The 25,347-nt window shown below is 70.6% G+C and carries 21 protein-coding genes and 2 pseudogenes; 20 read left to right on the top strand and 3 right to left on the bottom strand.

Annotation, left to right across the window (positions count from 1 at the left end):
- The first annotated feature begins 22 nt into the window (after positions 1-22).
- Positions 23-370, top strand: a complete 348-nt coding sequence (locus tag ACIBK3_RS35700; protein ID WP_399372017.1) for a GH32 C-terminal domain-containing protein — start codon at positions 23-25, stop codon at positions 368-370.
- Between the two features lie 303 nt (positions 371-673).
- On the opposite strand, the pseudogene ACIBK3_RS35695 reads toward ACIBK3_RS35700, so the two are convergent.
- Positions 674-884 (bottom strand): annotated as a pseudogene (locus tag ACIBK3_RS35695) (site-specific integrase); the annotation flags it as partial.
- Positions 885-1,019: 135 nt separating this feature from the next.
- Here ACIBK3_RS35695 and ACIBK3_RS35690 point away from each other — a divergent pair.
- From ACIBK3_RS35690 to ACIBK3_RS35670, 5 genes are all read left to right on the top strand, one after another.
- The gene (locus tag ACIBK3_RS35690) at positions 1,020-1,514 is read left to right on the top strand and encodes a YcxB family protein (protein WP_399371807.1); all 495 of its coding nucleotides are present in this window, start codon (positions 1,020-1,022) and stop codon (positions 1,512-1,514) included.
- Between the two features lie 1,455 nt (positions 1,515-2,969).
- Complete coding sequence (locus tag ACIBK3_RS35685) at positions 2,970-5,693, top strand: LuxR C-terminal-related transcriptional regulator (protein WP_399371806.1); 2,724 nt, start codon at positions 2,970-2,972, stop codon at positions 5,691-5,693.
- Between the two features lie 274 nt (positions 5,694-5,967).
- Positions 5,968-7,596 carry an MFS transporter gene (locus ACIBK3_RS35680; protein ID WP_399371804.1) on the top strand — a complete coding sequence of 543 codons (1,629 nt, stop codon included), beginning with the start codon at positions 5,968-5,970 and terminating at the stop codon, positions 7,594-7,596.
- Positions 7,597-7,614: 18 nt separating this feature from the next.
- Positions 7,615-8,148 (top strand): hypothetical protein, encoded by a 534-nt coding sequence (locus ACIBK3_RS35675; RefSeq protein ID WP_399371802.1) that lies wholly within the window; start codon positions 7,615-7,617, stop codon positions 8,146-8,148.
- Positions 8,149-8,295: 147 nt separating this feature from the next.
- Entirely contained in the window at positions 8,296-8,493 is a 198-nt protein-coding gene (locus ACIBK3_RS35670; RefSeq protein WP_069925412.1) for a hypothetical protein, read from the top strand.
- Between the two features lie 125 nt (positions 8,494-8,618).
- Here ACIBK3_RS35670 and ACIBK3_RS35665 read toward each other — a convergent pair whose 3' ends face one another.
- A complete protein-coding gene (locus ACIBK3_RS35665) occupies positions 8,619-10,049 on the bottom strand; it encodes a DUF2252 domain-containing protein (RefSeq protein ID WP_399371800.1) in 1,431 nt (476 codons plus the stop codon).
- Positions 10,046-10,687, bottom strand: coding sequence for a potassium channel family protein (locus ACIBK3_RS35660; protein ID WP_399371799.1), 642 nt, complete (start codon positions 10,685-10,687; stop codon positions 10,046-10,048). The genes ACIBK3_RS35665 and ACIBK3_RS35660 overlap by 4 nt, the downstream gene beginning before the upstream one ends.
- A 219-nt stretch (positions 10,688-10,906) precedes the next feature.
- On the opposite strand from ACIBK3_RS35660, the pseudogene ACIBK3_RS35655 reads away from it, so the two are divergent.
- The 14 genes and pseudogenes from ACIBK3_RS35655 to ACIBK3_RS35590 form a co-directional block, all read left to right on the top strand.
- Positions 10,907-11,071 (top strand): annotated as a pseudogene (locus ACIBK3_RS35655) (HdeD family acid-resistance protein); the annotation flags it as partial.
- Between the two features lie 179 nt (positions 11,072-11,250).
- Entirely contained in the window at positions 11,251-12,600 is a 1,350-nt protein-coding gene (locus ACIBK3_RS35650) for a hypothetical protein (protein ID WP_399371798.1), read from the top strand.
- Between the two features lie 3 nt (positions 12,601-12,603).
- Positions 12,604-13,467, top strand: a complete 864-nt coding sequence (locus ACIBK3_RS35645; protein WP_399371797.1) for a YhjD/YihY/BrkB family envelope integrity protein — start codon at positions 12,604-12,606, stop codon at positions 13,465-13,467.
- A 143-nt stretch (positions 13,468-13,610) separates the two neighbouring features.
- On the top strand, positions 13,611-14,078 hold the full coding sequence (locus ACIBK3_RS35640) for an SHOCT domain-containing protein (RefSeq protein ID WP_399371795.1): 468 nt from the start codon (positions 13,611-13,613) through the stop codon (positions 14,076-14,078).
- Positions 14,079-14,108: 30 nt separating this feature from the next.
- Positions 14,109-14,558, top strand: a complete 450-nt coding sequence (locus ACIBK3_RS35635; RefSeq protein ID WP_399371793.1) for a hypothetical protein — start codon at positions 14,109-14,111, stop codon at positions 14,556-14,558.
- A gap of 144 nt (positions 14,559-14,702) precedes the next feature.
- Complete coding sequence (locus ACIBK3_RS35630; protein ID WP_399372016.1) at positions 14,703-15,965, top strand: diacylglycerol/lipid kinase family protein; 1,263 nt, start codon at positions 14,703-14,705, stop codon at positions 15,963-15,965.
- Between the two features lie 240 nt (positions 15,966-16,205).
- Complete coding sequence (locus ACIBK3_RS35625) at positions 16,206-18,065, top strand: endo alpha-1,4 polygalactosaminidase (protein WP_399371792.1); 1,860 nt, start codon at positions 16,206-16,208, stop codon at positions 18,063-18,065.
- An 815-nt stretch (positions 18,066-18,880) separates the two neighbouring features.
- Complete coding sequence (locus ACIBK3_RS35620; RefSeq protein ID WP_399371790.1) at positions 18,881-20,209, top strand: ABC transporter substrate-binding protein; 1,329 nt, start codon at positions 18,881-18,883, stop codon at positions 20,207-20,209.
- A 4-nt stretch (positions 20,210-20,213) separates the two neighbouring features.
- The gene (locus tag ACIBK3_RS35615; RefSeq protein WP_399371789.1) at positions 20,214-20,984 is read left to right on the top strand and encodes an ABC transporter ATP-binding protein; all 771 of its coding nucleotides are present in this window, start codon (positions 20,214-20,216) and stop codon (positions 20,982-20,984) included.
- Positions 20,981-21,718 (top strand): ABC transporter ATP-binding protein, encoded by a 738-nt coding sequence (locus ACIBK3_RS35610; RefSeq protein ID WP_399371787.1) that lies wholly within the window; start codon positions 20,981-20,983, stop codon positions 21,716-21,718. Before ACIBK3_RS35615 ends, ACIBK3_RS35610 begins: the two co-directional genes overlap by 4 nt.
- The gene (locus ACIBK3_RS35605) at positions 21,715-22,587 is read left to right on the top strand and encodes a branched-chain amino acid ABC transporter permease (RefSeq protein ID WP_399371786.1); all 873 of its coding nucleotides are present in this window, start codon (positions 21,715-21,717) and stop codon (positions 22,585-22,587) included. The genes ACIBK3_RS35610 and ACIBK3_RS35605 overlap by 4 nt, the downstream gene beginning before the upstream one ends.
- Complete coding sequence (locus ACIBK3_RS35600) at positions 22,584-23,609, top strand: branched-chain amino acid ABC transporter permease (RefSeq protein ID WP_399371785.1); 1,026 nt, start codon at positions 22,584-22,586, stop codon at positions 23,607-23,609. Before ACIBK3_RS35605 ends, ACIBK3_RS35600 begins: the two co-directional genes overlap by 4 nt.
- Before the next feature lie 53 nt (positions 23,610-23,662).
- Positions 23,663-24,163, top strand: coding sequence for a MarR family winged helix-turn-helix transcriptional regulator (locus ACIBK3_RS35595; protein ID WP_399371784.1), 501 nt, complete (start codon positions 23,663-23,665; stop codon positions 24,161-24,163).
- 250 nt (positions 24,164-24,413) lie between these two features.
- A complete protein-coding gene (locus ACIBK3_RS35590; RefSeq protein ID WP_399371783.1) occupies positions 24,414-25,292 on the top strand; it encodes a DUF5131 family protein in 879 nt (292 codons plus the stop codon).
- Positions 25,293-25,347: the final 55 nt, after the last annotated feature.

The following is a 25,347-nucleotide window of genomic DNA, read 5'->3' as shown; positions in this document are numbered from 1 at the left end:
TGCATGAAAGCCGAGATCAGCTATAGACGGTCAATCCGACCTCACCCCGAGCACCGCCGATCGCTTCGGCCTGGACGTCCGTACCGGCGGCGGGCAGCACACCCGCATTGGCTACGACACCACAACCGGCGAGGTCTACATCGACCGCACCGCCTCCGGCGCCACCGACTTCGACCCCACCTTCGCCGGCGTCCAGCGCGCTCCCCTCGACCTGCACGGCGGTCAACTGAGCCTGCACGTCCTCGTCGACGCCTCCTCCGTCGAGGTCTACGCCCAGAACACGCCCGGCGAACAGGTGGTCCTCACCGACCAGGTCTTCCCGAACGCTTCCAGCACCGGGATCTGTGCGAGACCGTCGTTGACGTGCTGAGTTAGACGGTCCGGAGAGCCACGGGGCTCGCCTCCGCCGTGCAGCGGGGGCGGTGGCAGCCTCTCGGGCGCCCCCCAGAACGGATCCAGCACACATGAGGACGGGAAACCCCGTGAACATGCGAGAACCGCAGAGGGCTCTTATCCCAGGCCAGACGCCCTGAAGTACGCATCTCCGCAGGTCACAGCCCCGCCCAGGGAAAACTCCTAAAGCGGGTGTCGCAGGTTCGAATCCTGCCGGGGGCACCAGGCAAAAGGCCCCGGACCGATCATGGTCCGGGGCCTTTGACATCCACTTCTGACATCAACGAGGGCGGTCACTCACAACCGGCCGCCGCTTGAGCAGCCGGTCCATGTGGCTGATGGCCTCGCGCTGCGTGTCCTGAACGACGTGCGTGTACACGTCCGTGGTGATGCTGATCGACGTAACCGGACTCGTGCCACTGCTCCCCCGCCTTGGCCCGAGCCGCCGTCTGCCGCATCCGGTGCCAGCGCAGGGGCGCGATGGACAAGGCAAAGGAGCAGGCCAGCTCGACAAGGCGTAGCCCTGGGGCCCCGGCTGTCGGCGGGCCCCGCTAGCATCGCGGCTCGGCAGCGCGACGATCTGGGGAGAGACCGTGCAGGAAACGAGCACCGTGGAGTTGGCCTACGTGCCGACGACCGCGGACGCAACGGGGGCACTCCGCGCGCGGATGCGGGCCACACCGGCGGGGCGGCTGCAGAGCGGGATTATCCTCGCCAGCGCGATCGTCGTGCTGGGCGCTCTTGTCGTGAGCCTCACGTTGCCGAAGGGACCGCACCTCGGGTTGACGGTGCTCTGCCTCGCGGCGCTGGCCCTGTGCATCGGTGTGTACGTGCTGGTACCCGCCCTGCAGGCCCGGCAGGTACACCGGATGGTCGCCCCGCAGGGGGAATTCCGGGCTGTTGTGGGCGAAGCCGGGGTGCGGCTGACCTCGCAAGACAGCGAGACGACGTTCCGGTGGCCGATGATCACCCGGTACGCGGAGACTGACACGCTCTTCGTGCTGATGACACCCGACAAGCACAGCGTCGGCATCGTCGTCCTCCCCAAGCGCGGCGCCGCGATACCGCCGGATGTCGACCGCTTGCGGGCCATCCTCGACCGGAACGCCACCCGGGTCTGATCCAGGGCATCGCCATACTGCAAGGCTGCCAGTGCGGGCTCACGGTCACCGCGCTCGTGCCAAGCTCATCCAGGCGTGCCCGCGACGTGCCCGAAGCGCGGGGAACCGAAGGGAACAGCGGGGAATCACGGCCACGGCAGCGACAAAGCCCAGGTCACTGGAGTCCCAGCTCAGGCCCCATCTGCATACGCGATCTTCCAAACCGGTGCTCTCGCAATGCTGGCGGCCCGCTCTCTGTAGGCTCGCCGGCACGCGGTACGGACGAGGAGCGTCATGGAGTTGTCGCCGTCGACGTTGAACCGGCTCGCGAACAGCGGCCTCGGAGCCATCCCGGCAGTTGTGGGCGTTGCTTATGGGACTCAAGCCAGTGACGGGTCCCAGCGGCTCGTGGCTTGGGGCGCCGTGATCGGGTTGGTGTTCATCGCTGTCCGGGGATATCGACTCGGTGTCACCTGCGACAGCGATAAGGCGACGATCCGTGGCTACTTGCGCACGCGAGTGATCATGAGAGAGCACATCACCGCGGTCTCGGACTTCCCTGCCATCAGGTGGACGACTGGCACGGGGCGCAAGCGATGGACACCGATCACGGCGTTCATGACAAGCCCGAGCGAGACCGCAGGGACCCGACTCTCGAAGGAGCGCATCACCGCGAAGCTGCGGCGGTGGGCAAGGCCCTAGGTGCGCTGTCCCGGGACGTTGGTGGTTCGGTGTGGATTGCGACATCTACAACCGGCAGCCAGGAGGCCCTCGTTGTCCCACCGTAACGCCCCGCGTCCCACCGTAACGCCCCGCTGACCCCGGAAGCGGATGCGGATTGACACCGGCCTGTACCGTGAGCGCCGCAGGCCTCGGTGAAGGATTGAGTGAGTGTCCATGCAGGTGATCAGACGTGTCGTTGCCGGCGCTCTCCTGCTCTGTGGTGCCTTGCTCAGTGTGCGGGAATTCCAGCGGCAGGCTTCCAGCCGCAACGGGAAGAAGAGCCTGATGTGGCTTGCATTCGTCCTGTGCGCTGTCGGAGTGCTGATCAGCCAGGCATAGCGGAACTCCTCGTCGGTGAACCGAGGCCGGCACCCACCCGCATACGCGATCTTCCAAGCTGGTGGTGGACAGCGCATCGCCGCCATCGACGCCGCGCGTGGCGGCGCTCCATGGGCTACGAGCCGAACAACGGCCACACCCCCACGGACGCCGTGTCCGAGGTGAGGGTGCGTCCGGGCCGGCGCGAGCGCGGCATCTGCGGGCGGCTCCGCCAGGCGCTGTTGAAGCAGCGAGCGGAAAACGTTGCCGTACTCCTGGTGGGGCCCCATGGACCAGTCCCGGCGGCAGGTGCATAAGGGCTGGTGAACGAGCCAGTGGCGCGGTGTGCCCGCGCGGCGGGGCAGGAAGGCTGGGATGCTGGGTGAGGGAGCGCTGCCCGTGACGTGGCCCTGACGGACGGGGATGGTGAGCGGCGTGGCCGAGACCTATGAGAACGCCCGAGGACCGACTCCTTCGATTCCGATCGTTGCGTCTGTTCCGTCCGTTCCGCCTGTTCCGTGTGCCGATCCGCTGGGAGACCCGTTTCTGCGCACCCGGTTCGCCGTCCCCGCGAGGCCCGCCACGTTCCTGCGGCGGCAGCGGCTCGTCCAGCACCTCGACCAGGCTCTCGGCACGCCGTTGACACTGGTCAACGGGGCGGCCGGGGCCGGCAAGACCCTGCTGGCCGCCGACTGGGCCGACGGGCTGCGGCCGCCGGTCGCCTGGCTCACCGTCGAAGTGGGGGACCGGCGTCCCGGCGTGTTCTGGGCGTACGTCCTTGAGGCACTGCGCGCCTGCGGTGCGTCGGCGTCCGACGTGGTCGGTGCCCCCGCGGACGCGACCGGGGTGGACCACAAGCTGCTGGCGGCGCTCGCCGCCGAACTGAACGACCGCGACCGGCCCGTGGTCCTGGTGCTCGACGAGTACGACCGCGTGACCGCTCCCGAGGTCGCGGAGCAGCTGGATTTCGTCCTGCGCCATGCCGGGAGGGGGTTGCGCCTGGTCCTCGTCACCCGCACCGAACCGCTGCTTCCGTTGCACCGTTACCGGGCGGCCGGCGAGCTGACGGAGATCCGTGCCGCCGAGCTGGCCTTCACGCCGGAAGAGGCCGTCGTACTCCTCGAACTGCACGGACTGAGCCTGCCGGTCCACGCCGCGGGCGCCCTGGTGGACCGCACCCGGGGCTGGGCCGCCGGACTGCGCCTGTCCGCCCTGGCCGCTCTGGAGAGCGCCGACCCGGAGCTCTACCTGAAGGAGTTCGAAGCGGACCGCAGTACGGTCGCGGACTTCCTGCTGGCCGAGGTCCTCAAAGGACAGCCGGAGGAGACCCAGGGTCTCCTGCTGCGTGTCAGCGTCCTGGAGCGTTTCTGTCCCGATCTGGCCAACGCGCTGACCCTCCGGACCGATGCCGGGCCGATCCTCGCCGGGCTGCACCGCGACAACGCGTTCGTCGAGCACCTCGGGCACTCGTGGTACCAGCTCCACCCGCTGTTCGGGGAGATACTCCGGGCCCATCTGCGCGAGCGCCTGCCCGGCCTGGAGCCCGAACTCCATCTGCGGGCCGCGCGGTGGCTGCGCCGTTGCGGATTCCTGCCGGAGACACTCGCCCACGGCGCCGCCGCCGGCGACTGGAATCTCGCCGCCGGCGCGCTCGTCGACGACCTGGCGATCGGACAGTTCTTCACCGGCCTGCGCTCGGGTGACCTGGCCGAGTTGTTCTCCCACATGGGGTCTGAGGCCAGGAGTCCAGCGACGGGCCTCGTGCACGCGGCCCGCGACCTGTCCCGGTACGACGTCGACCGCGGACTGACCCGCCTGCGCCACGTGAAGGAGCATCTGGCCGACGCCGCGCCCGATGCGGCGCCCGAGTCGGCGGCCGTCCGGCTGAGCTGTGCGCTCCTCGAGGCACTGGCCGCCCGTCTGACCGGATGTCCCTCGCAGGCCGAAAGGGCCGCCGAAGCGGCCGACGAGCTGCGGCACGAAGTCCCGGCACACCTGCTGGACAGTCATCCGGAACTCACCGCTCTCCTGCTGACCCATCTGGGCTCGGCCCGCCTGTGGGCCGGGCGCTTCGAGGACGCGCGCGCCGCCCTGACCATGGCGGCCGGCGCTCCCGGCGGGGCCTCCACCGCGCTGCCCCGGGAGGACTCGATGGAACACCTGGCCTTGCTCGACTATCTGAACGGCTGGCCCGGCCGGGCGGAGCGCAAGGTCCTGGCGGCGGTGTCCGAGGCGGAGCGGGTCGGTCTTCCCCAGCCGTCCGGCTCCGGCATCGGAAAGCTGGTCCTGGCCGCCGTGGCCGTCGACCGCCATGAACTGGGCCGGGCCCAAGCCCTCCTCGACGAGACGGCCCGACTCCTGTCGGGAACGCGTGATCCGGTGATGGCGGCGGGACGAGCCCTCGCCACAGCTCGTCTCCTGCTGGTGAAGGGCAGGGCACGCGCCGCCGTCGAGGCGGCGGACCCGGCCGTCTCCGCCGCCGTGGCCTCACCCTGGGCGGCGGGCAACGAAGCGCTCGTCGCCTCCGCCGCCCACCTGGCCGAAGGACGCCCGGACGAAGCCGCCGAGGTGCTCCAGGGTGTGTCCGCCGACCAGCCGGCGTGTGCGGTGGAGGCCGCGGCGATCCACGTCGCCGCAGGTCGCACCGGGGCGGCCATGGACCTGCTCGACAGCATCCGCACCGGAGGTCCGGCCGGGCCGGCGGTGACCGTGCGGGCAGCGCTGGTGCGGGCTCGGGCCGCGGAGGGGGCGGGCGACACCGCCACCGCCCGCAGGCTCGTGGCCCAGGCGCTCCTCGATGCTCGGCGGGAGCGGCTGCGGCGTCCGTTCCTCGACGCGGGAGCGTGGATCCGGCCCCTCCTGGCCACGGCTCCGCTCCACGAGCTGGCAGCGGGTTGGCTCACGCCCGGCCCGCCACGACACGGTGGGCAGCCCCGGCCGGAGTCGATTCCCCCGCCGCTCGTCGCGGTGGAGCTGAGCGGTCGCGAGCGCGACGTCCTGGAGCGGCTGGCCCGGATGATGTCGACGGAGGAGATCGCCGCCGACCTCTACGTGTCGGTGAACACGGTGAAGACGCACCTCAAGAGCGTCTACCGGAAGCTGGCGGTGAACCGGCGAGGCGACGCGGTGCGCCGCGCGCGCGACCTGAGACTGCTTTGAGTCGCGCGTCGACGAGAGCGTCCGGCGCCCACCCTCCCCACCAGCAGGACGTCACGGGAATGCCGCCTCCCCACCCGCAGGACGCCACAGGAATGCCGCCTCCCCACCCTCAGGACATCACAGAGGCGCTGTCGTTCCCCCGTGGCGGGTGAGGCACGAGGCGCCCGCTTCGGTTGCGATGGTCGGGAGCGGCGGGGGCGTGTACCGGCCAGTGCCCGGCCGACTCCGTCGGCGTACTGGGGCGGACGGCGGACGACTCGGCGAGGTGGACAGCGTGAAGCGGTGGCGGGCTCTGATCGTCCTCGGTACGGCCCAGTTCCTGATGGTCCTGGACACCTCCGTGATGAACGTGTCCATCAGTCAGCTGGTCGAGGACTTCGACACGGAGGTCACCGCCATCCAGGCCGTCATCACCCTGTACGCGCTGGTCATGGCGGCGTTCATGGTCATCGGCGGCAGGTTCGGGGACATCCTGGGGCGTCGCCGCATGTTCCTGCTGGGGCTGATCGTCTACGGCGTGGGGTCGGCCCTGACCGCCGTGGCCCCCACGCTGTGGGTCCTCACGCTGGGCTGGTCCGTCATCGAGGGACTCGGAGCCGCCATGGTGCTGCCCGCCATGGCCGCCCTCGTCGCGGAGTCGTACCGCGGGCGGGACCGGGCCGTCGCCTACGCGGTCATCGGCGGGCTCGCCGGCGCGGGCATCGCGGTCGGCCCGCTGCTGGGCGGCTGGGTGACGACGTACCTGACCTGGCGGCTGGTCTTCGCCGGCGAGGTCGTGGTCGTCGTGGCCGTCCTGCTGTGCCGCCGGGTGATCGCGACGCCGGCTCCGAGCGGCCCGCGCCCCCGGCTGGACGGGGTCGGTGCGGTGCTCTCCGCGGCCGGACTGGGGCTGGGCGTCCTCGGGGTGCTGCAGAGCAGCACCTGGGGATGGGTGCAGCCCCGCAATCCTCCCTTCACTGTCTTCGGCTTCGCCCCGACGCTGTTCGTCGTCGGCGCCGGGGCGGCCGTCCTGGCCGTCTTCCGGTACTGGGAGCGGCGGCGGGAGGACGCGGGCGCCGACCCCCTCGTACACCTGTCCCTGCTGGGCAGGCCCGTACTGCGGTCCGGCCTGCTGACGCTGCTGAGCCAGAACCTCATCCTGCTGGGGCTGTTCTTCACCATCCCGCTGTACCTGCAGGTGGTTCAGGGGTTCGACGCCTTCGAGACGGGGCTGCGCCTGCTCCCGGTGTCCGCCACCATGCTGGTGACCTCGCTTTCCGCGTCCTCGCTGGGGCGGGTGTGGGGGCCGCGCAGGGTGGTCCGGCTCGCCCTGGCGACCCTGGCGGCGGCCATCGTGTGGCTGCTGGCCACCATCGACCCGGTCATCGACGACGCGCAGTTCGCCGGAGCCATGGCCCTGCTGGGCGTGGGCGTCGGTCTGCTCGCCTCGCAGCTGGGCAACGTCGTGCAGTCCGGCGTCGGCGAGGAGGAACGCAGTGAGGCCGGAGGACTCCAGTTCACGGCACAGAATCTGGGCTCCGCGCTGGGCACCGCTCTCATCGGGTCGATCCTCATCGGTGCGCTGGCCCACGCCTTCACCTCGCAGGTGGCGGACAACCCGCAGCTGTCCGCTGAGACCCGTGAGCAGGTCGGTGTCGCTCTCGAGGCCGGGATCACCTTCGTCCCCACCGATCAGATGCGCTCGGCGGCGGAGCGTGCCGGGTTGCCACCGTCCGAGGTCGACGCCGTCGCGGATTCCTACGCCTCCGCGCAGCTGGACGGCCTGAAGGCGGCGATCCTGGCCACCGGCGGCATCGCGCTGGCCAGTTTCCTGGTCACACCACACCTGCCGACTGCCCGGGACAGCCGGCAGCGGCAGCCGGACGCCGACCCTCCCGCCGGAGTGACCGGATCGACGCGTTGAGTCCGGAGGGAGTCACCGATGCCCAGGACCAGAGTCCGGACCGGCCCGGCCACGGCCCGCGCGGAGCGCCGTTCAGAGCGCCGGGCCCACGCGGACTACACGGGCGGCGTGTACGGATCCATGCTCGCGGCGTCCGTGGTGATCGGCGCCGGCTCGCTGGGCTCGTTCCCGCGCACCGAGCTGGTACTGCTGCTGTTGCTCACCGGCGTGGTGTTCTGGATCGCGCACGTGCATGCCCAGCTGTTCGGGGCGCGCCTGGCGCGACAGGCTCCGGACCGCCGGGTCGTGCTGCACGTCTGCCGCGACGAATGGCCGATCGTCAAGGCCGCCGTCCCGCCGGCCGCCGCGGTGGCCGTCAGCCCGCTCCTGGGCCTGGACGTGCTCGGTGCCCTCTGGCTGGCTCTCTCGGTCGCCGTGGCCGGACAGGTGGGCTGGTCCATGGCGGCGGCACGCCGCGCCGGTGCTTCGCGGCGGCTTCTGGCCGCCACCGCGTCGGTCAACCTGCTGCTCGGCCTGCTGATCATCTCCTTCAAGATCGTTCTTACGCACTGAGGACGCGTTGAGAACACGTTGATCCGTGGTGGCCGTCGCCGGGCCACGGGTCACCTGTACGGGGTGAGGACCGAGGAAGCGCGGAGGCGCACGATCGCAGTGAAGGGCACCGTCCGCCTGTCCAGGCAGTCCACGGGAGGACAGCTCGTGCGCTACGAGATCCGAGTCGAGGGACACCTGTCGGAAACGCTGGCCAAAGCCTTTCCGGAGCTGGGCCACGTGGTGATGTCCGGCCAGACCGTCCTGTTCGGCCCCGTCGTGGACGAAGCACACCTGTACGGGCTGCTGGCACGTTGCCAGTCACTGGGACTGCGTGTCATGGAGATGCGGCAGCTGCCGGAGTGACGGGACCGGGTCGGTGGCCGGGACCGGACGGTGCGCGAGACCGTCCGGTGCGCGGGACCGGATGGTGCGCGGGACCGGATCGGCTTTGACGAGGGCTACAGCAACTCGACGAGGGCTACAGCAGCTCAGAGCCTCTCCGCCCTGATCCGGCCGGAGGGGCAGGCGGCTTCCAGCGCCTCGAAGTCCCGCTCGTTCTGGTCGGCGTAGGACTGGGCGAACTCCGTGAGCGCGCGGTCGAAGCGGTCGCTGCCGCCCAGGTAGGTGGCGAGGGCGACGGGATCGCCCGAGCGGGCGTGGGCCCGTGCCAGGCACGCCCCGCACAGCCGGCCGAAGAGGGTGAGCAGACCCGGCCCCATGGTCTCGGGCTGCGCGATGCCCTTCCAGTCCCACAGCTGGCGCACGTAGAAGTCCCGGCCCTGCCCGTCGAGGCCCACGACGTGCGTCCAGCCGAGGAAGATGTCGCCGGCCGTCTGCATCAGGCGTTGTCCCGTCACCACGCGGCGGCCCTGGTTGTCGTAGCGTTCGCCGCCCGTGTGGGCGGCCAGTACCGACTCCTGGGCCTCCTTGGCCTGCAGCAGCAGTGGGTCGTCGTCGTCCCTGCCGAGCAGGAGCAGCACCCAGCAGCGCGTACCGACGCTGCCGACGCCGACCACCTTCCGGGCCATGTCCACCAGGTGGTAGTGGCGCAACAGGTGCCGGCGTTCGGGCGGCAGGGTCCGCGCGTACCCGTCCAGGAGGGTCTGGAGTTCCTTCTCCCGCCCGGTCTCCGACGAGTCGGTGGCCGGCAGTTGGCCGAGCGGGGTGATCAGCGGTGGGTCGGGGGCGATGCGCCGGCCCTCGGACGTGACACGGGTGAGCTTCTCGAAGGCCCGGAGGTGCGTACGCGTGCGGGCCCGCGCCGTGGCCTCGGCGGTACGGCGCCTGGCCTCCCTGTCCAGGGACTTGGACCTGTCGTTCGACGACGCCAGCAGTTCCCGCAGCCGGTCGGCGTCGTCCTGGGCATACCAGATGTCCAGGGTGCGCATGCCGGCGAACTGGCGCATCCGCTCCCGGTAGGCCCGCACGCAGGCCCGCACGGTGCTGTTCTGCTCCTTCAGCGAGAAGCCGTTCGCCCTCCCCGCCGTCACGAGACCGGCCGCCAGCCGCTTGACGTCCCATTCGAAGGGCCCGGGCAGGGTCTCGTCGAAGTCGTTGATGTCGAAGACCAGGCGGCGCTCCGGCGAGGCGAGCAACCGGAAGTTCAGCGGGTGGGCGTCCCCGCACAGCTGCACCTGCAGCGCGGTGCTGGGGAGGGGCGCCAGGTCGGCTGCCATGATCGCGGCAGCGCCGCGGTAGAAGCGGAACGGCGACTCGAGCATGCGGCCGTAGCGGATCGGCACCAACTCCCGTACCCGCTCCTCGGACTGACGCTCTATCACCTCGATCGGGTCGGGTCGCCGCTGCGCCGTCTCGTACCAGCCGTGGCACGAACGCGGCGCGCGTCTGCGCGCGTTCCTGCCGTACGCCGCTCGCTCGGCCAGGGACAGGGACGCGGTGAAAGCGCTGGGTACGGTCATGGTCCGGCCTCCCGGTCCGGCGTCCCGGCGTCCGTGCCGGAACGCGGCTGAGCCGACGGCTCCCGACGCTGCCGGCGCAGCCCCGTCTGGACCGCGCTCGCCAGCACCCGTACGGCGATGCTGACGAGCAGCAGCCCTCCCACTATCTGCAGCATCGTCAGCACGCGCCCTGTCTGGGAGTGTGCCGTGAGGTCACCGTAGCCGACGGTGCTGAAGGTGGTGAGTGTGAAGTACAAGGCGTCCGTCCTGGTCAGCGGCTCGCTGAAGGAGCCCGGGGTGGAGCGGTCCAGGAGGTAGTAGGCGCCGGCGAAGAGGACCAGGAACAGCACCAGTGTGGCGGCCAGTGCCTCCACGGCCTTCAGGCGCGGGTGGGGTGAGCGGGCGATGACCCGCACCTCCCACCAGAACACCAGCAGCACCGCCGCCAGGCCGCACACAAGCAGCGCCAAACCGCCGGCCGTACCGCTCTTGTCCAGGGGCAGCAGGTAGTAGGCGGTGACAAGGCCGACGGCGATGAGCACGGCGCGGGCGACCGAGACGACCGCCGACCACCGGCGGGCGCGGAGCCGTCGGCGCCACCGGTGGGCGTCCGGCCCGGGCCGGACGCGGTCCGTAGGGGCAGTGCTCGGATCGCTCATCTCGGGTCTCTTGGTTCCGTCCGGCCGGAGGGCGGGAAGCGGAGGGGTCGGTGGGCCGGTGGGCCCGGTGGGCCGGGCGCCCGTGGAATACCCACTCCACCGCTTCGGCGGGGCCGGCGGATCACCCGTGGTGGGTGACCCCGGCACCGGGCGACAGGCGTGACCCTGGAGCGGTCAGGTCCTCGCACACCGCGCCCTCATACAGCGCCCCGGGCCCGCATCGCCGCGGGGATCGTGGTGCACACGCTGCGGGCCGAGTCGGTCCGGGCCCTGACCCGGCTGCTCGGCCTGTGGCCCGTCCTGCTCGGCCTGGGCGAGGCGGCGGTCGCCCTGGCGTGGGCGGCCGCACTCCGAAAGGGGCGCCTTACGGGGCCGATTCCCCCGCCGAGACGGCCTGATACCGCACTCGCCGCTCGGGCGGGCGCGGCAGACACACCGGACCCTGCGGTCGCCTCGACCACCGTCCCCCCGAGCGGCGACCGTCCGTCCTCCCGAGCGGCGACCACCGTCCTCCCGAGCGGCGACCGTCACGACGGCAGCGGCGCACACGGAAAGGAGCACCCATGAACCCGGCCGCGACCCCGGATTCGCCGGACTCCGGCGGAGACTCGCACCAGAAGCACGTCATGACCGCCGAGGAGCGAGCGGAATACGACCGACTGCGCCGGCACGCGGCGGTGCGCCACCGGCGGGTACGTCAGGCAGGCTCCTCCGTCCTCCTCCTGCTGGCCCTGCTGCTCGCGCCCCTGGCCGTCGCCGCGGCCTGGGTCCAGGACACGGTCTCCGACACCGACCGGTACGTGGAGACCGTCGCGCCGCTGGCGTCCGACCCGCACGTGCAGCAGGCCGTGATCAACCGGCTCACGGACCGCGTGGTGGCCAACGTGGACGTCAAGGCGGTGACGGACTCGCTCAGCAGGACTCTCAAGGACGCCGGGGCACCGCCCCGCGTGGTGGCGGGGGCCGAGTCCCTTGAGGGTCCGCTGCGCGAGGCGGTCAGGACCGTCGTGGACCGCACCGTGACCCGCGTGATCACCAGCGACGCCTTCCAGCAGGTCTGGGAGGGCGCCAACCGGCGGTCGCACGCAGCGGTGGTGAACATGCTCACGGGTGACAGGGAGGGTGCCCTGCGCGCGGAGGGCGACACCGTCCAGCTGAACGTGGGAGCGATAGTCGACCAGGTACGGCAGCGGCTCGTCGACGCGGGCTTCGAGAAGGCGGCCGCCATCCCGGACACCGACCGGACGATCACGCTGTTCGAGACCCAGCAACTGGGCAAGGCGCAGGACATGATGCGGCTGCTGGACATCCTCGGCACCTGGCTGCCCGTCGTGACCGTCGTACTCGCCGCGCTCGCCGTGTGGACCGCTCCGGCGCACCGGGCGATGCTGGTGGTCACCGCGACGGGTGTCGCCGTGATGATGGTGGTGCTGCTCGTGGCGCTGGCCGTGGCGCGACGGGTCTATCTGGACTCGGTCCCGCCCACGGCGCTGCCCAGCGACGCGGCCGCGGCGATCTACGACACGTTCGTCCGCTTCCTGCGCGACAGCACACGCACGCTGCTGGTCGTCGCGGTGATCACGGCACTGGTGGCGTACCTGTACGGTCCCGGGCGCCCCGCCCGCGCCGTCCGCACGGCTGCGGATCGGGGCACCACGGCCGCCGGCCGGGGGCTGCGCCGCGTCGGAGTGCGCACCGGGTCCACCGGTCGCTGGCTGACGGACCACCGGGCATGGACCACCGGTGGCGTCATCGCGGCCGGAGCGCTGGCGCTGCTGCTCTGGAACCACCCCTCGGCCGGAGCTGTGGCGCTCGTTCTGGGCATCGCCGTGGCCGTCCTGATCGTGGTGGCGGTCCTCGCGGCCGCCGCCGGCCCGACCGCCGGGCACGAGGACCGGGCGGCGGCCGTGTGAGCCATGGAAAGGAAACCCGGCCCCGTCCCGGCGTCCCGCAGGCGCACAGCAGCGGAACGGGCCCTGACGAGCCTGCGGACCGGTCCGATGGCCCGGCTGCTTCCCCGCCTGGCGGCGCTCAACATCGTGGAGGGCTCCGTGCGGCTGGCCGCGCAGGCCTTCATCACCGCGCTCCCGCTGCTGATGACCGTCGCGGCGTTCGCCCCCCACGGGGTTCAGGACCTGCTGACCGACTCCCTCCGTTCGGTTCTGGGGGTACGCGGTGACACGCTCCGCGAGGTACGCCGTGCCTTCACCGCCACCGGCACACCACGGGACGCCACCGGAGCCGTGGGCGTGGTGGTGACTCTGATGTCCGCCACGGCCTTCAGCCGGGCGCTTCAGGCGGTCTGCGAGCGGTGCTGGCACCTGCCGCGCGCACCCTTGCGGGCGGCGTTCTGGCGCTGGCTGCTCTGGCTGCTGGTCTGGCTGGGCGTCCTCCTGGTCCAGGCACCGCTGCGCGGCGGGTTCGGCGGCGGCGTGGTGATCGGCGGGGCGCTGTCCGTGCTGTCGGCGACTCTGCTGTGGTGGTGGTCCCAGCACCTGCTGCTGAGCGGCAGGATCGGCTGGCGGAACCTGCTGCCGGGAGCGCTGCTCGCGGGCACCGGCACGGTCGTGCTGAGCTGGGCCGCCGGCCTGTTCGCGCCCACGGTCATGGAGCGCAGCCTGCATGACTTCGGCCCGCTGGGGCCCGTCTTCACGTTCCTGTCCTGGCTGATCGCCGTGTTCCTGGTGGCCGTCTCGGGCCTCGCCCTCGGCCAGTACGTCGCCTCCTCCGACTGGTACCGGACAGCCTCCGTCCCCCGCCGTACGCGGGACGGACCCTGATCCTGCCGCGCAAGCGCATCCCTCGGGTGCCGAGCCGCCCGCAGGGTCACCCGCGTCGGGTGAGGCCACCGGGCCGTGACCGTGCCCACGCTGAAGACAGCACGCAACGGCGACCGGGCGAGCGCCCGGGACGGAGAAGTGACATGAGCGCGCAGACGTACCTGGCGTACGACTATCCCTTGCTGAGCGTCTTCTGGAGCATGCTCCTGTTCTTCCTGTGGATCATGTGGTTCGTCCTGCTCTTCCGCGTCGTCGTCGACATCTTCCGCGACGACGAGATGAGCGGGTGGGCGAAAGCCGGCTGGCTGGTGTTCACCATCCTGCTGCCCTTCCTGGGCGTCTTCGTCTACGTGATCGCCCGCGGCAAGAACATGGGCCGCCGGGAAATAGCGCAGGCCCGAGCACAGCAGGAAGCCTTCGACGCCCACATCAGGGAGGCCGCGGGCGGCACGGGCCGGCCCAGCAACATCGACGACCTCGCCAAGCTGTCCGAGATCCGCGCCCGCGGCGACATCACGGACGAGGAGTTCCGCAGGGCCAAGGAACTGGTCCTGACCGGCCACGGCCCGTCGGAGCCCGGCGGCTCCACCGCCGGCACCTCCGGTCGCTGAGCATCCACACCCGACGAATCGAGGCGCAAGATGACCACGACACACACCCGGCCGGCACACACGGCGAAGCAGGAATGGGCAAGCGGGATGACGGCCTTCGCGGCCGTGATGCTCTTCCTCGTCGGCCTGCTCAACATCTTCCGGGGCATCATGGCCATCGCCGAGGACGACATCTTCCTCACGACGCGCAACTACGTGTTCGAGTGGGACCTGACCGGCTGGGGCTGGATCCACCTCGTTCTGGGCGCGCTCGCCGTGATCGTCAGCATCGGACTGCTCAAGGTCTCGGTGTTGGCGCGCGCCGCCGGCGTGGTCATCGCCGGACTCGTCATCATCGCCAACTTCCTCTCGCTGCCGTACTACCCCGTCTGGTCCGTGGTGATGATCACGATCTCGGGCTTCATCATCTGGGCCCTGTGTGTGGTCAAGCGCGACAACCTCTTCGACCTGTCCGAGGAGCGCCCGTCGCACAGGGCGTAGGCGGGAGAGAAGGGCCGGCAGGTGGGACCACGCAGCGGCGGAGGGAACGCGAGCGGACTCGGCGAGGCAGGGACCGTATCGGTACGCGAGGGCAGTGCCGTACGGGCTCGCCTCGCCGTGCTCGCCCTGCTGGGCAGCATCCTGGTGCCGCTCGTCACCGCCGGTCTGCGGAGCGCACTGTGGGCGCTGGCCGGCATCGGTGGACTGGCACTCGCCGCCGTCGGGGTGTGGTGGGCCCTGGCGCACACCGGTGCGCTCCGTGCCCTCGGGGCGGCTCTGTCGGTGATCGCGCCCGTCGCTGTCCTCGCCCTGTATGCCTCGTTCGGCATGCTGGGGCCGGCCTTGCTGTCCCTGGGCCTGTGGCTGCTGGCCGTCATGGCGGCCCGTACGGCCGTGGCACCTGCCGGCCGCACCGCCTCGGGACAGGCTGTCGGGGCGCCCCACGCCCCCTGGGTCCTCATGAATCCGCGCTCCGGCGACGGCAAGGTGGGTCGTTTCGATTTGGTGGAGAGGGCCCGGGCCGCGGGCTGCCGGGTGGTCCTGCTCGACGTGGGCCGGCACCAGGACGTCACCGAACTGGCCCGGCAGGCCGTCGCCGAGGGGGCCGACCTGCTGGCGGTGGCGGGCGGCGACGGCACCCAGGCGCTGGTGGCCGAGGTCGCGGCGTGCCACGACGTTCCCTTCGCGGTGATTCCCGCCGGTACGCGCAATCACTTCGCCCTCGATCTCGGCCTCGACCGTGACGATCCGGCAGCCGCCCTCGCGGCCCTGACCGATGGCGTCGAACTCCGTGTCGACCTCGGGTACGCCGCGGACCGCGTCTTCGTCAACAACGCCTCGTTCGGCACGTACGCGTCCGTCGTCACCGACCCCGCCTACCGGGACGCCAAGACCCGCACGACCCTGCGCACCCTCCCCGGGCTCCTCACCGGCGAGGACGCGCCGAGGCTGCGCGCGCGGGCCGGCCGGACGTACGTCGACGGGCTTCAGGCACTGCTCGTCAGCAACAATCCCTACGGACGTGCCGTCGACGCGGCCCGACCGGGGCGCAGGGAGCGGCTGGACTCGGGGCTCCTCGGTGTGGTGTGCGTGCGGGTCGGCAACACCGCTCAGGCGGCGCGCATGGTGCGCGGTCCGCGCTCCGGGGTGCTCATCCGGTTGAACGCCGCGGTGGTCGTCGTCGAGACCGACACGGACAGCCTCCCGGTCGGCATCGACGGAGAACACGTCGTACTGCCGTCACCCGTCGTGTGCCGCAGCGCGCCCGGGGCGCTGCGGGTCCGCGTGCCGCGCCGTCGCCCCGGTACACCTCGGGCGGGCGGGGCGGCGGCCGACTGGCCACGCGTGGCACGGCTGGCGCTGGGCCGTCCGCTCCCGGGCCGGGGGCAGCAGGTCACGGTGGTTTGAGTCGTCTGGTCCGGCTCCTTCTGTTCGAGACGGTGCCAGATGAAAGCCGGCCTGATCGTGTCGTGAGACCTGTTCCCGTCAGCGGCTCAGCGTCTGTCGGAGGCCGTGGGACCCGTCCGGTTCGTCCCGCAATGGAAGTTCAGACAACTCGCAAAGGCCATCTGGGCGAAAAGAGCTCGTACTAATCTGATCACCCTCAATGGCTTTTCGAACCACTGAACAGGCGAAAGGTGACCGGTGATGTCACTGAGCCCCGGCGATCCGGAGTCCATAGGCGGCTATGCGGTCGTCGACCGGCTCGGCAGTGGCGGCATGGGTGTCGTCTATCTGGGCCACTCGGAATCGGGGCGGCGGGTCGCGGTCAAGGTCGTGCACGCGCAGTACGCGCAGGACGAGGAGTTCCGGACGCGTTTCCGGCAGGAGATCGCGGCGGTCCGCCGGGTGAGCGGGGCGTTCACGGCCCCCGTCGTGGACGCCGATCCCGACGCCGTACAGCCGTGGATGGCGACGCTGTATGTGCCGGGCCGCACGCTGTCGGACATCGTGACCAAGGACGGCCCTATGCGCGGACGCGAGTTGCGCACGCTCGCGCTGGGCCTTGTCGAGGCGTTGCGGGACATCCACCGGGCGGGTGTCGTGCATCGTGACCTGAAGCCCAGCAACGTCCTGATGGCCGAGGACGGACCCCGTGTCATCGACTTCGGCATCTCGCACGCCGTCGACAACGAGGCCCTCACGGTGACCGGGCGGCTGATCGGCACCCCGCCCTTCATGTCCCCGGAGCAGTTCGCCACACCGCGGGACGTCACCACCGCCTCGGACGTCTTCTCGCTGGGGTCGCTGCTGGTGTACGCGGCCACCGGCAACCGTCCGTTCGACGGAAGCAGCCCATATCTGACGGGCTATCAGGTGATGTACGAGACACCGGACCTGGACGGAGTCGCCGAACCGCTCCGGAGCATCGCCGAACGCTGCCTGGACAAGGACCCGGCCGCCCGGCCCGAACTCGCCGAACTGCAGGGGATGCTTCGGGGGTTGCCGGATTCGGTCGCGCCGGTCGCGCCGAACGCACCGAAGGTGCAAGTCGCTCCAGTCGTACCAGTCGTGCCGAACGCGGCCGTCGCGCCCGAAGTGGTCGACGCGGCAGAAACCCACCTCCAGGTTTCCCGTCCGCCCTCCGATCCTCGGGACCCGGCCACCGCAGCGGGGGCGAGGGGAACGCACAGGGCCCGCACCGGAAACAGACGCCGAGGGCGGCACATCCTCGTCGGTCTCGCCGCAGCCGTGGCCGTCACCGGGCTGAGCATCGCGGCCGTAAGACTCGGGTCGCACCAGACCGGCGACTCTCAGGCGCCCACTGACCACACATCCACGTCCGCGCCCGCCACCGCGGTCGTCCTGCCGCCGGAACACGTGCCGTGGGACTACCAGATCGGCGGCGCGTACCCCCTGTCGACCGGTGTGCGGGTGGTCAGTCGCAGCCACGAGGATCCGGCCGCGCCGGGTGCGTACAACATCTGCAACATCAACGCCTTTCAGGCGCAGGAGCACGCGGAAGGTGACTGGGATTCCGACCTGCTGCTGCGCGACGCCAACGGAGATGTCGTCTACGACAAGGACTGGGGCGAGGCGGTCCTCGACATCCGCACGGACGCCAAGCGGCAGCGCATCGCCGCCAAGCTGAACAAGTGGATCGACGAGTGCGCGGCCAACGGGTACAAGGCCGTCGAGCCTGACAACTACGACTCCTTCAGCCGCTTTACGAAATACCTCACAGCCGACCAGGCCGAGGCGCTCATGAAGCTGCTGGTGACACATGCCCACGAGAAGGGTCTGGCCGTCGCCCAGAAGAACACCGCGGAACTCGTGCGCGACCGAGCGTCGGTGGGCCTGGACTTCGCCGTGGTCGAGGATTGCGGCCAGTGGAACGAGTGCGGCGAGTTCGCGGAGGCGTTCGACAACAACGTGCTCGTGGTCGAGTACACGGCGAAGGGCATGTCGAAAGCGTGCTCCAGCTGGAGCAGCCGACTGAGCATTGTCCGCCGCGACCTGGATGTCGCGGCCAAGGGCGCGAGCGGCTACCTCCGCGAGACCTGCTGACCAGAGCCCGTCGAGCCGACGGAACACGTCAGCGGGAGCGTAGGCCGGCCGCGGGCTCGGCAATCACCGGGTCCGCTTCGGGCAGCAGGCTCATGCAGGCGCCGGTCGCCCTTGGGTGGGCGAGATGGCGGCTTTCCTCGGTGTGCCGGAGAGGGCACCGCCTTCCGGCGTGGAGAACCGCCGCCGGTGGCCGCGGCCGGGGATCCGGAGGCCGCGGTCGCGTTGTTCTCGATCAGGACGAGAACGCGCCTCGACGGGTCAGCGCCTTCCGGCGACGCCCGTTGCCGAGAGCGCAGCCGCGAGGTCGCGGCTCGGCGTCACCGTGAGTGCGGCTGGCTGTGCGTGCGGGACAGGAGGGAGGAGGGAGGAGGGACGAGGGAGGAGAGAAGGGTGAGGTTGAGGGGCCGAAGCGTTCGTGGAGCCCGGTCCGTCCTGCGCGGATGCCGGGAACCTGGGAAACAGATACGCCTGCCTCGCGGCCACGTCAAGGGCATCACGGCAACTCCCCTGTCCGCGAGATGCCGCGCGGAAGGCACCCGAAGACCGTGCCCGATACATCTCGGCAACACCCTTGCCATCCGGCGTCGCCGTCTGCATCATCATGGGCATCATCAGGGTTCCTGATATCCGGCGCACTGCCGGCCCTACCGGGACACGAAGGAACCCGCCACTTCTTCCTGTCGCCGACTCCGGCTTCCCCGGCGGCTCCAGCCGCCCCCTTCCGGCCCCCTCGCAGCCTCACCTGCCTTCACTTACGGCTCCCCCGCGGCCTCACCGCCTTCACTTCCGCTCCCTCGACGTGCCCGGAGGCATTCATGAGCACACCCGTCAACGCACCCGCGAACGGCGATTTGTCCCGAAGATCCGTTCTCCGGGGGACTGCCGGAGCCGCCGGTCTGGTCACCGCAGGCGGTCTGCTGACCGCCTGCGGCGGCATCAAGCAGTCCTCGGCACAGACCGATTCGGTGCTCCGGATCGGCTATGTCTCGCCCGACACGGGCCCGGCCGCGGGATTCGGCGAGCCGAACGCGTTCCTGATGAGGAAACTGCGGACCACCTTCAAGAACGGGCTGAAGATCGGCGGCAAGAAGTACTCGGTCGAGATCGTCGACCGCGACAGTCAGTCGAATCCGCAGACCGCCTCGCAGGTCGCGACCGACCTGATCAACAGCGAGAAGATCGACCTGATGCTCGTCACCTCCACGCCGGAGACGGTCAACCCCGTCGCCGACGCCTGCGAGGCGGCCAAGATCCCGTGTCTGTCGACCGCCGTGCCCTGGGAGGCCTGGTACTTCGGCCGCGGTGCCACCCCGGAGAAGCCCTTCGCGTACACCTACCACTTCTTCATAGGTGTCGCGGAGATCCATGCCGCGTACATCTCCCTGTGGACGAAGGGCGGGGTGGAGACCAACCGGCGGGTCGGCGTCATGTGGCCCAACGACCCCGACGGCAAGGCGATCCGGCAGGGGCTCGGGCCGCAGCTGAAGAAGAGCGGGTTCACCATCGTCGACCCAGGGGCGTACGAGGACGGGACGAACGACTACTCGGCACAGATAGCGGCGTTCAAGCAGGCGGACGCGGAAATCTTCAACACCTTCCCGCTGCCGCCCGACTTCGCCACCTTCTGGAAGCAGGCCCGGCAGCAGGGCTACCGGCCGCGCATCGCGTCCATCGCCAAGACCGGTCTCCTCCCGTCCCAGATCGAGGCCCTCGGCTCCCTCGGCCACGGCCTCAGCGCCGGCTTCTGGTGGTCGCCGCAGTTCCCATTCACGTCGACCCTCACCGCCCAGACCGCCCGGCAGCTGGCCGACGACTACGAGAAGTCGACGGGCAAGCAGTGGAACCAGGTCATCGGGTCCAACATGGCGCTCTTCGAGGTCGCGGTCCACGCTCTGAAGGCGACCTCCGACCCCAAGGACCGCAAGGAACTGGCGGCCGCCCTCGGCAAGGCCAGGCTCACCACCGTCGCCGGGCCGCTGGACTTCACGTCCGGGCCGGTGAAGAACGTGTCCACGGAGCCACTGGTCATGGCGCAGTGGCGTGCGGCCACGGGGGGCAGCAGGTTCGCCGTCGAGCCGGTCATCGTCGACAACGGCGCCTTCCGCGACATCCCGCTCGGAGGCGAACTTGAGCCCCTCCGCTGACCCCGTGACCGGCACGGCGGAGACAGGGGCGGCTGCCCCGGCAGCCGTCCCCGCCCCGCCGGTACTCGCGGCGAACGGCATTCACCGGCGCTTCGGCAGCCTGGTCGTCCTCGAAGGCATCGACATCGCGCTCGCCCCCGGCGAGGCCCTGGGCATCGTCGGCCCGAACGGCGCCGGAAAGACGACCCTGCTCGACATCCTCTCCGGGGCCCAGGCCCCCTCCGAGGGCAGCGTCACCTTCCAGGGTCAGGACGTGACCCGCTGGAAGGTCGACCGCCGCTGCCGCAGCGGCATCGGGCGCTCCCACCAGGTGCCGCGCCCCTTCACCGGCATGACGGCCTACGAGAACGTGCTGGTCGCCTCGGTGCAGGGCGGCTCGCACCGGCGCCGGGCCGCGCAACAGCACGCACTCGGCGTACTCGAGCGCTGCGGCATGCTCGGCCAGGCCAACCGGCCCGCGGCCGCACTCACCCTGCTGGAGCGCAAGCGGCTGGAGATGGCGCGGGCGCTGGCGACCGATCCGCAGGTGCTGTTGCTGGACGAGATCGCGGGTGGCCTCACCGACGCGGAGACGGACGAACTCATCGTCACCATCCGGCAGTTGCGCGCCGACGGTATCGCCATCGTCTGGATCGAGCACGTCATCCACGCGCTTCTGCGGGTGATCGACCGGCTGGTCTGTCTCGCGCAGGGCCGGGTTCTGGCCGAGGGCGAACCGGACGCCGTCATGTCCGACCCCCGGGTCGTCGAGGCCTACCTCGGGAGCGCGGCATGAGTCTGCTGTCGGTCGAGAACCTCGAAGTACGGCACGGTCTGCTGCGCGCCGTCCGCGACGTCTCCTTCGCCGTGGACGAGGGCGAGGTCGTGGCGGTGGTCGGGGCCAACGGTGCCGGAAAGTCGACCCTCATGCGGGCGGTCGCCGGAGCACACCGGCCGGCCGAGGGCCGTATCGGCCTGGACGGTGTGGATGTGACGGCCCGCCGCGCCCACGACCGTGTCGCGGCCGGGATCGCGCTGGTCCCGGAGGGGCGGCGGCTCTTCGCCGACCTCACCGTGGAGGAGAACCTGCTGGTCGCCTCCCGGGTGCGGCGCCCCGGACGGTGGGACCTGGCAGCCGTCGTGGCCGCCTTCCCGCTGCTCGACGGGCTGCTGAAGCGGCGCGCCGGCAACCTGTCGGGCGGCGAGCAGCAGGCCGTGGCCATCGGCCGGGCGCTGATGACCAACCCCCGGCTGCTGCTGCTCGACGAGGTCTCGCTGGGCCTCGCGCCCATCGTGGTCGACACCCTCTACGACTCGCTCGGCACGATCCTCTCCGGCGGCACGACGGTGCTGCTGGTGGAGCAGGACCTCGGCCGCGCCCTGGGGGTGGCCCGGCGCGTGCTGTGCATGCTCGAAGGCCGCGTCGTCCTGGACGAAGCCGCGGACGCGGTCACCCGCGAACAGGTCGTCGAGGCGTACTTCGGGCTCAGCCGCGCCGCGGCCGCGACCGTACGGGAGGAGCCGGCATGAACTGGATCAACGCCGTCGTGCAGGGCGTCATGCTCGGCGGCCTCTACGCGCTCTTCGCCTGCGGCCTCTCCCTGATGTTCGGCGTGATGCGGACCGTCAACCTGAGTCACGGCGACCTCTCTGTCCTCGGCGCGTTCCTGGTCGCGGTGCTGGCCGCCGCCGTCGGCATCAGCCCGTTCTTCGCGGTACTGCTGGTCCTGCCCGTGATGGGCCTGGCCGGCGTGGCGTTGCAGCGGGGCATCCTCAGCAGGGCCCTGCGCACCGGCGAGATGTCGTCGATGCTGGCCACCTTCGGTCTCGCCATCGTGCTGCAGAACGTACTGCTGGAGATCTTCAGCGCCGACTCCCGCTCGCTGGACGTCGGTTCGCTGTCCACGTCCGGTCTCCAGCTCGGGTCGTCGGTGAGCATCCCGTACCTCGGCCTGCTCACCGTGGCGGTGGCCATCTCGCTGCTCGGCGGGCTGCAGTTGCTGCTGGCCCGTACGGGCGTCGGCCGGGCGATCCGCGCCACCGCCGCCGACGCGGACACCGCCGAGCTGGTCGGGATCGACAGCCGCCGGGTGTACTCCTGGGCCGCCGCCATCGCCGTCGCCACCGCCGGCCTGGCGGGAGCGTTCTTCGCGATGCGGTCGTCTTTCAGCCCGTCCACGGGGCCGACGCAGCTGCTGTTCGCCTTCGAGGTCGTCGTGATCGGGGGGCTCGGTTCGCTGTGGGGGACGCTCGTCGGCGGGATGGTCCTCGGCGTCGCCCAGACGGTCGGCGCGCAGGTGGATCCGCGCTTCTCCATCGTCGCCGGACACGTGGTGTTCCTCGCGGTCCTGGCCTTCCGTCCGCAGGGAATGCTCGGCATGAGAAGGAGCCGCACATGACCACCGCGTCACCGGTGGCGCCCGCCGCCACCACCGTCACCATCCACCGGTGGACCCCCGTCTCCCGGACGGCGTCCAGTGCCCTGGCCGCCCTGCTGCTCGCCCTGGCGTTCGCGCCCTTCGTCTTCACACCCGAGGCGACCGCGAAGCTGACGACCCTGTTCGTCCTCGTCATCCTCGCGGCCATGTGGAACGCGCTGGCGGGCTACGCCGGTCTGGTCTCCGTCGGCCAGCAGGGCTTCATCGGCCTCGGGGCGTACGGAGTGTTCCTCCTCGTCGACCGAGGCGTCAGCCCCTTTCTCGCGGTCGTCCTGGCGGCCCTGCTCGCGGGTGCCGTCGCCGTACCCACCTCGCTGCTCGCGTTCCGGCTGACCGGTGGGCAGTTCGCCATCGGCATGTGGGCGATCGCGGAGTTCTTCCGCCTGGTCGTGGTGAACACGCCTTCGCTGGGCGGCGGTTCCGGCCGCTCGCTCACCGATCTGTCGGCCACCGATCCGGCGGTACGGCAGGCCCAGGTGTACTGGCTCGCCCTGGCGCTGATGAGTGTGCTGCTGCTGGCCGTGTTCGTGCTGCTGCGCAGCAGGCTGGGGGCCTCGCTGGAGGCGATCCGCGACGACCCGGTGGGCGCGGCCTCCGTCGGGGTACGGGTCACCTCGGCGAAGCGGCTGGTCTTCGTCCTGGCGGCGGTGGGCGGTGCCGCCGCCGGTGGCCTCACCCTCACCAGCACCCTGCGCGTGCAGCCGGACTCCATCTTCGGGGTCCACTGGTCCGCATACATGATCTTCATGGTGGTCATCGGCGGCCTCGGCACCTTCGAGGGACCGATCATCGGGGCGATCGTGTTCTTCCTGGTGCAGGACTGGTTCGGCGACAGCGGAGGCACCTGGTACCTGATCGGGCTCGGCGCCCTCGCCATCGTGATGACGCTGTGGATGCCCCATGGGCTGTGGGGTACCGTGGCTCGCCGACGTGACCTGGAACTGCTGCCTGTCGGCTACCGGGTGAAGACACCGGCCGTCTGACCTCGACGACGGCCTCGCCCGACTCCCCGACGACCGACCAAGAGGTGCGAACGATGGCGGAGGCAGCCGACCGGGATCCGGACCCGGCTGAAGGTGCGGATCCCGATCCGGGCCCCGAGGGCCACAAGGGCCCGCTGACGATCTATCTCGTCAAGCAACTCGAACTGGCCATCCGCTCCTTCATGGATGAGGCCCTGCGACCGTACGGGCTCACGACGTTCCAGTACACGGCCCTGACCGTGCTCCAGCACCGAGGCGAGCTCTCCTCCGCCCAGTTGGCCCGCCGCTCCTTCGTCAGACCCCAGACGATGCACGAGATCGTGCGCGCGCTGGAGGAGCGCGGCCTGATCGAGCGCGCCCACGCCCCGGGCAACCGGCGGATCATGGGGGCCCGGCTGACGCAGAAGGGGGAAGAACTGCTGGCGGAGTGCGCGCCGGCGGTGCAGAAGCTGGAGGACCGGTTGCTGCTCGACATGCCGGAGAAACAGCGGTCGGCGTTCCGTCAGGGCCTGGTGGACGGACTCGCCTCTTTGACGGGGCGGCAGCACGGCTGACGACCTGGATGGGCGGGTTGCCGCCCGGCCCGCCCCGCTTCCACGCAGCACCAGTCCCGGAACTCCGGCGGCCCGTCGAGGATTTGCGAGCGAAGACGAAAAGCGGGTGTGCCCTCGCCGCTGCGGGAATCCGGGATGCCGCCCGCGGTCGTCCATCCCTGCCTGATCAGTGCGCCGCGGCTGACGTGCCGTGCTTCTTCAAGCTTCTCTGCACCAAGCTGAAGATCGCGGTCGCTGTGGGTGGTGCGTGGTGAGCACCGGAACGGCTATCGAGTGGACCGAGGTCACCTGGAATCCGACAACCGGGTGCGATCGCATCTCGCCAGGCTGCGACCACTGCTATGCGCTGACTTTGGCGAAGCGGCTCAAGGCAATGGGCCAGGCGAAGTACCAGCGTGACGGTGATCTGCGGACCAGCGGACCCGGTTTTGGGGTCACGGTGCACGAGAAGGCCTTGTTCGAGCCGCTGCGGTGGCGTCGGCCGCGGAAGGTCTTCGTGAACTCCATGAGCGACATCGGCCATGCCCATGTCCCCACGGAGTTTGTGGCCAGGACCTTCGCGACGATGGCGCTGGCGCCGCAGCACCAGTTCCAGGTACTCACCAAGAGGCCCCGGCGTCTGCGTCGTCTACTGGCATCGCAAAAGTTCGTGGACGCGGTCTGGACCGAGATGGAACGGTTGTCAGAGGACGATGCTGTTCCGCTGGCCAGGCCTGTGCGCGAGGACGTGCGCAAGCGTGTGGCCAACTGGAACGCCTTGAGTTTCTGGCCGCTGCCCAATGTCTGGATCGGCACGTCGATCGAGTCGGATGAGTACTGCTGGCGGGCTGATGAGCTGCGGGGCATCCCTGCGGCTGTCCGGTTTCTGTCGCTGGAGCCGCTGCTTGGGCCAGTGCCCTCCCTGGAGCTGTCGCGGATCGACTGGGTGATTGTCGGTGGTGAGAGTGGCCCGGCTCACCGTCCGCTGGACTTGGCCTGGGTCCGTGACATTCGAGATCGGTGTGTCGATCTTCAGGTGGCTCTGTTCTTCAAGCAGGTCGGCGGGGTGACCCCGAAGGCTGCCGGCCGCCTGCTCGATGGCCGGACCTGGGATGAGTATCCCGCCACGGCGGACGTGATGGGTGCGTGAGGCCCTCGGAGTATCGGAACGCTGATAGCCCGCGGGCCCCTTGCTCAGAGGTGGC

Origin of the sequence: Streptomyces sp. NPDC050287 (assembly GCF_044459385.1) — a bacterium.
GTDB lineage: Bacteria > Actinomycetota > Actinomycetes > Streptomycetales > Streptomycetaceae > Streptomyces.
This window is presented reverse-complemented; position numbering and strand designations above follow the sequence as displayed.

Bases quoted from the DNA above. Each gene is read 5' to 3' on its own strand.
- ACIBK3_RS35675 (WP_399371802.1), top strand. From the start codon at position 7,615: ATGCCCAGGACCAGAGTCCGGACCGGCCCGGCCACGGCCCGCGCGGAG.
- ACIBK3_RS35665 (WP_399371800.1), bottom strand. From the start codon at position 10,049: ATGACCGTACCCAGCGCTTTCACCGCGTCCCTGTCCCTGGCCGAGCGA.
- ACIBK3_RS35660 (WP_399371799.1), bottom strand. From the start codon at position 10,687: ATGAGCGATCCGAGCACTGCCCCTACGGACCGCGTCCGGCCCGGGCCG.
- ACIBK3_RS35650 (WP_399371798.1), top strand. From the start codon at position 11,251: ATGAACCCGGCCGCGACCCCGGATTCGCCGGACTCCGGCGGAGACTCG.
- ACIBK3_RS35645 (WP_399371797.1), top strand. From the start codon at position 12,604: ATGGAAAGGAAACCCGGCCCCGTCCCGGCGTCCCGCAGGCGCACAGCA.
- ACIBK3_RS35640 (WP_399371795.1), top strand. From the start codon at position 13,611: ATGAGCGCGCAGACGTACCTGGCGTACGACTATCCCTTGCTGAGCGTC.
- ACIBK3_RS35635 (WP_399371793.1), top strand. From the start codon at position 14,109: ATGACCACGACACACACCCGGCCGGCACACACGGCGAAGCAGGAATGG.
- ACIBK3_RS35625 (WP_399371792.1), top strand. From the start codon at position 16,206: ATGTCACTGAGCCCCGGCGATCCGGAGTCCATAGGCGGCTATGCGGTC.
- ACIBK3_RS35620 (WP_399371790.1), top strand. From the start codon at position 18,881: ATGAGCACACCCGTCAACGCACCCGCGAACGGCGATTTGTCCCGAAGA.
- ACIBK3_RS35610 (WP_399371787.1), top strand. From the start codon at position 20,981: ATGAGTCTGCTGTCGGTCGAGAACCTCGAAGTACGGCACGGTCTGCTG.
- ACIBK3_RS35605 (WP_399371786.1), top strand. From the start codon at position 21,715: ATGAACTGGATCAACGCCGTCGTGCAGGGCGTCATGCTCGGCGGCCTC.
- ACIBK3_RS35600 (WP_399371785.1), top strand. From the start codon at position 22,584: ATGACCACCGCGTCACCGGTGGCGCCCGCCGCCACCACCGTCACCATC.
- ACIBK3_RS35595 (WP_399371784.1), top strand. From the start codon at position 23,663: ATGGCGGAGGCAGCCGACCGGGATCCGGACCCGGCTGAAGGTGCGGAT.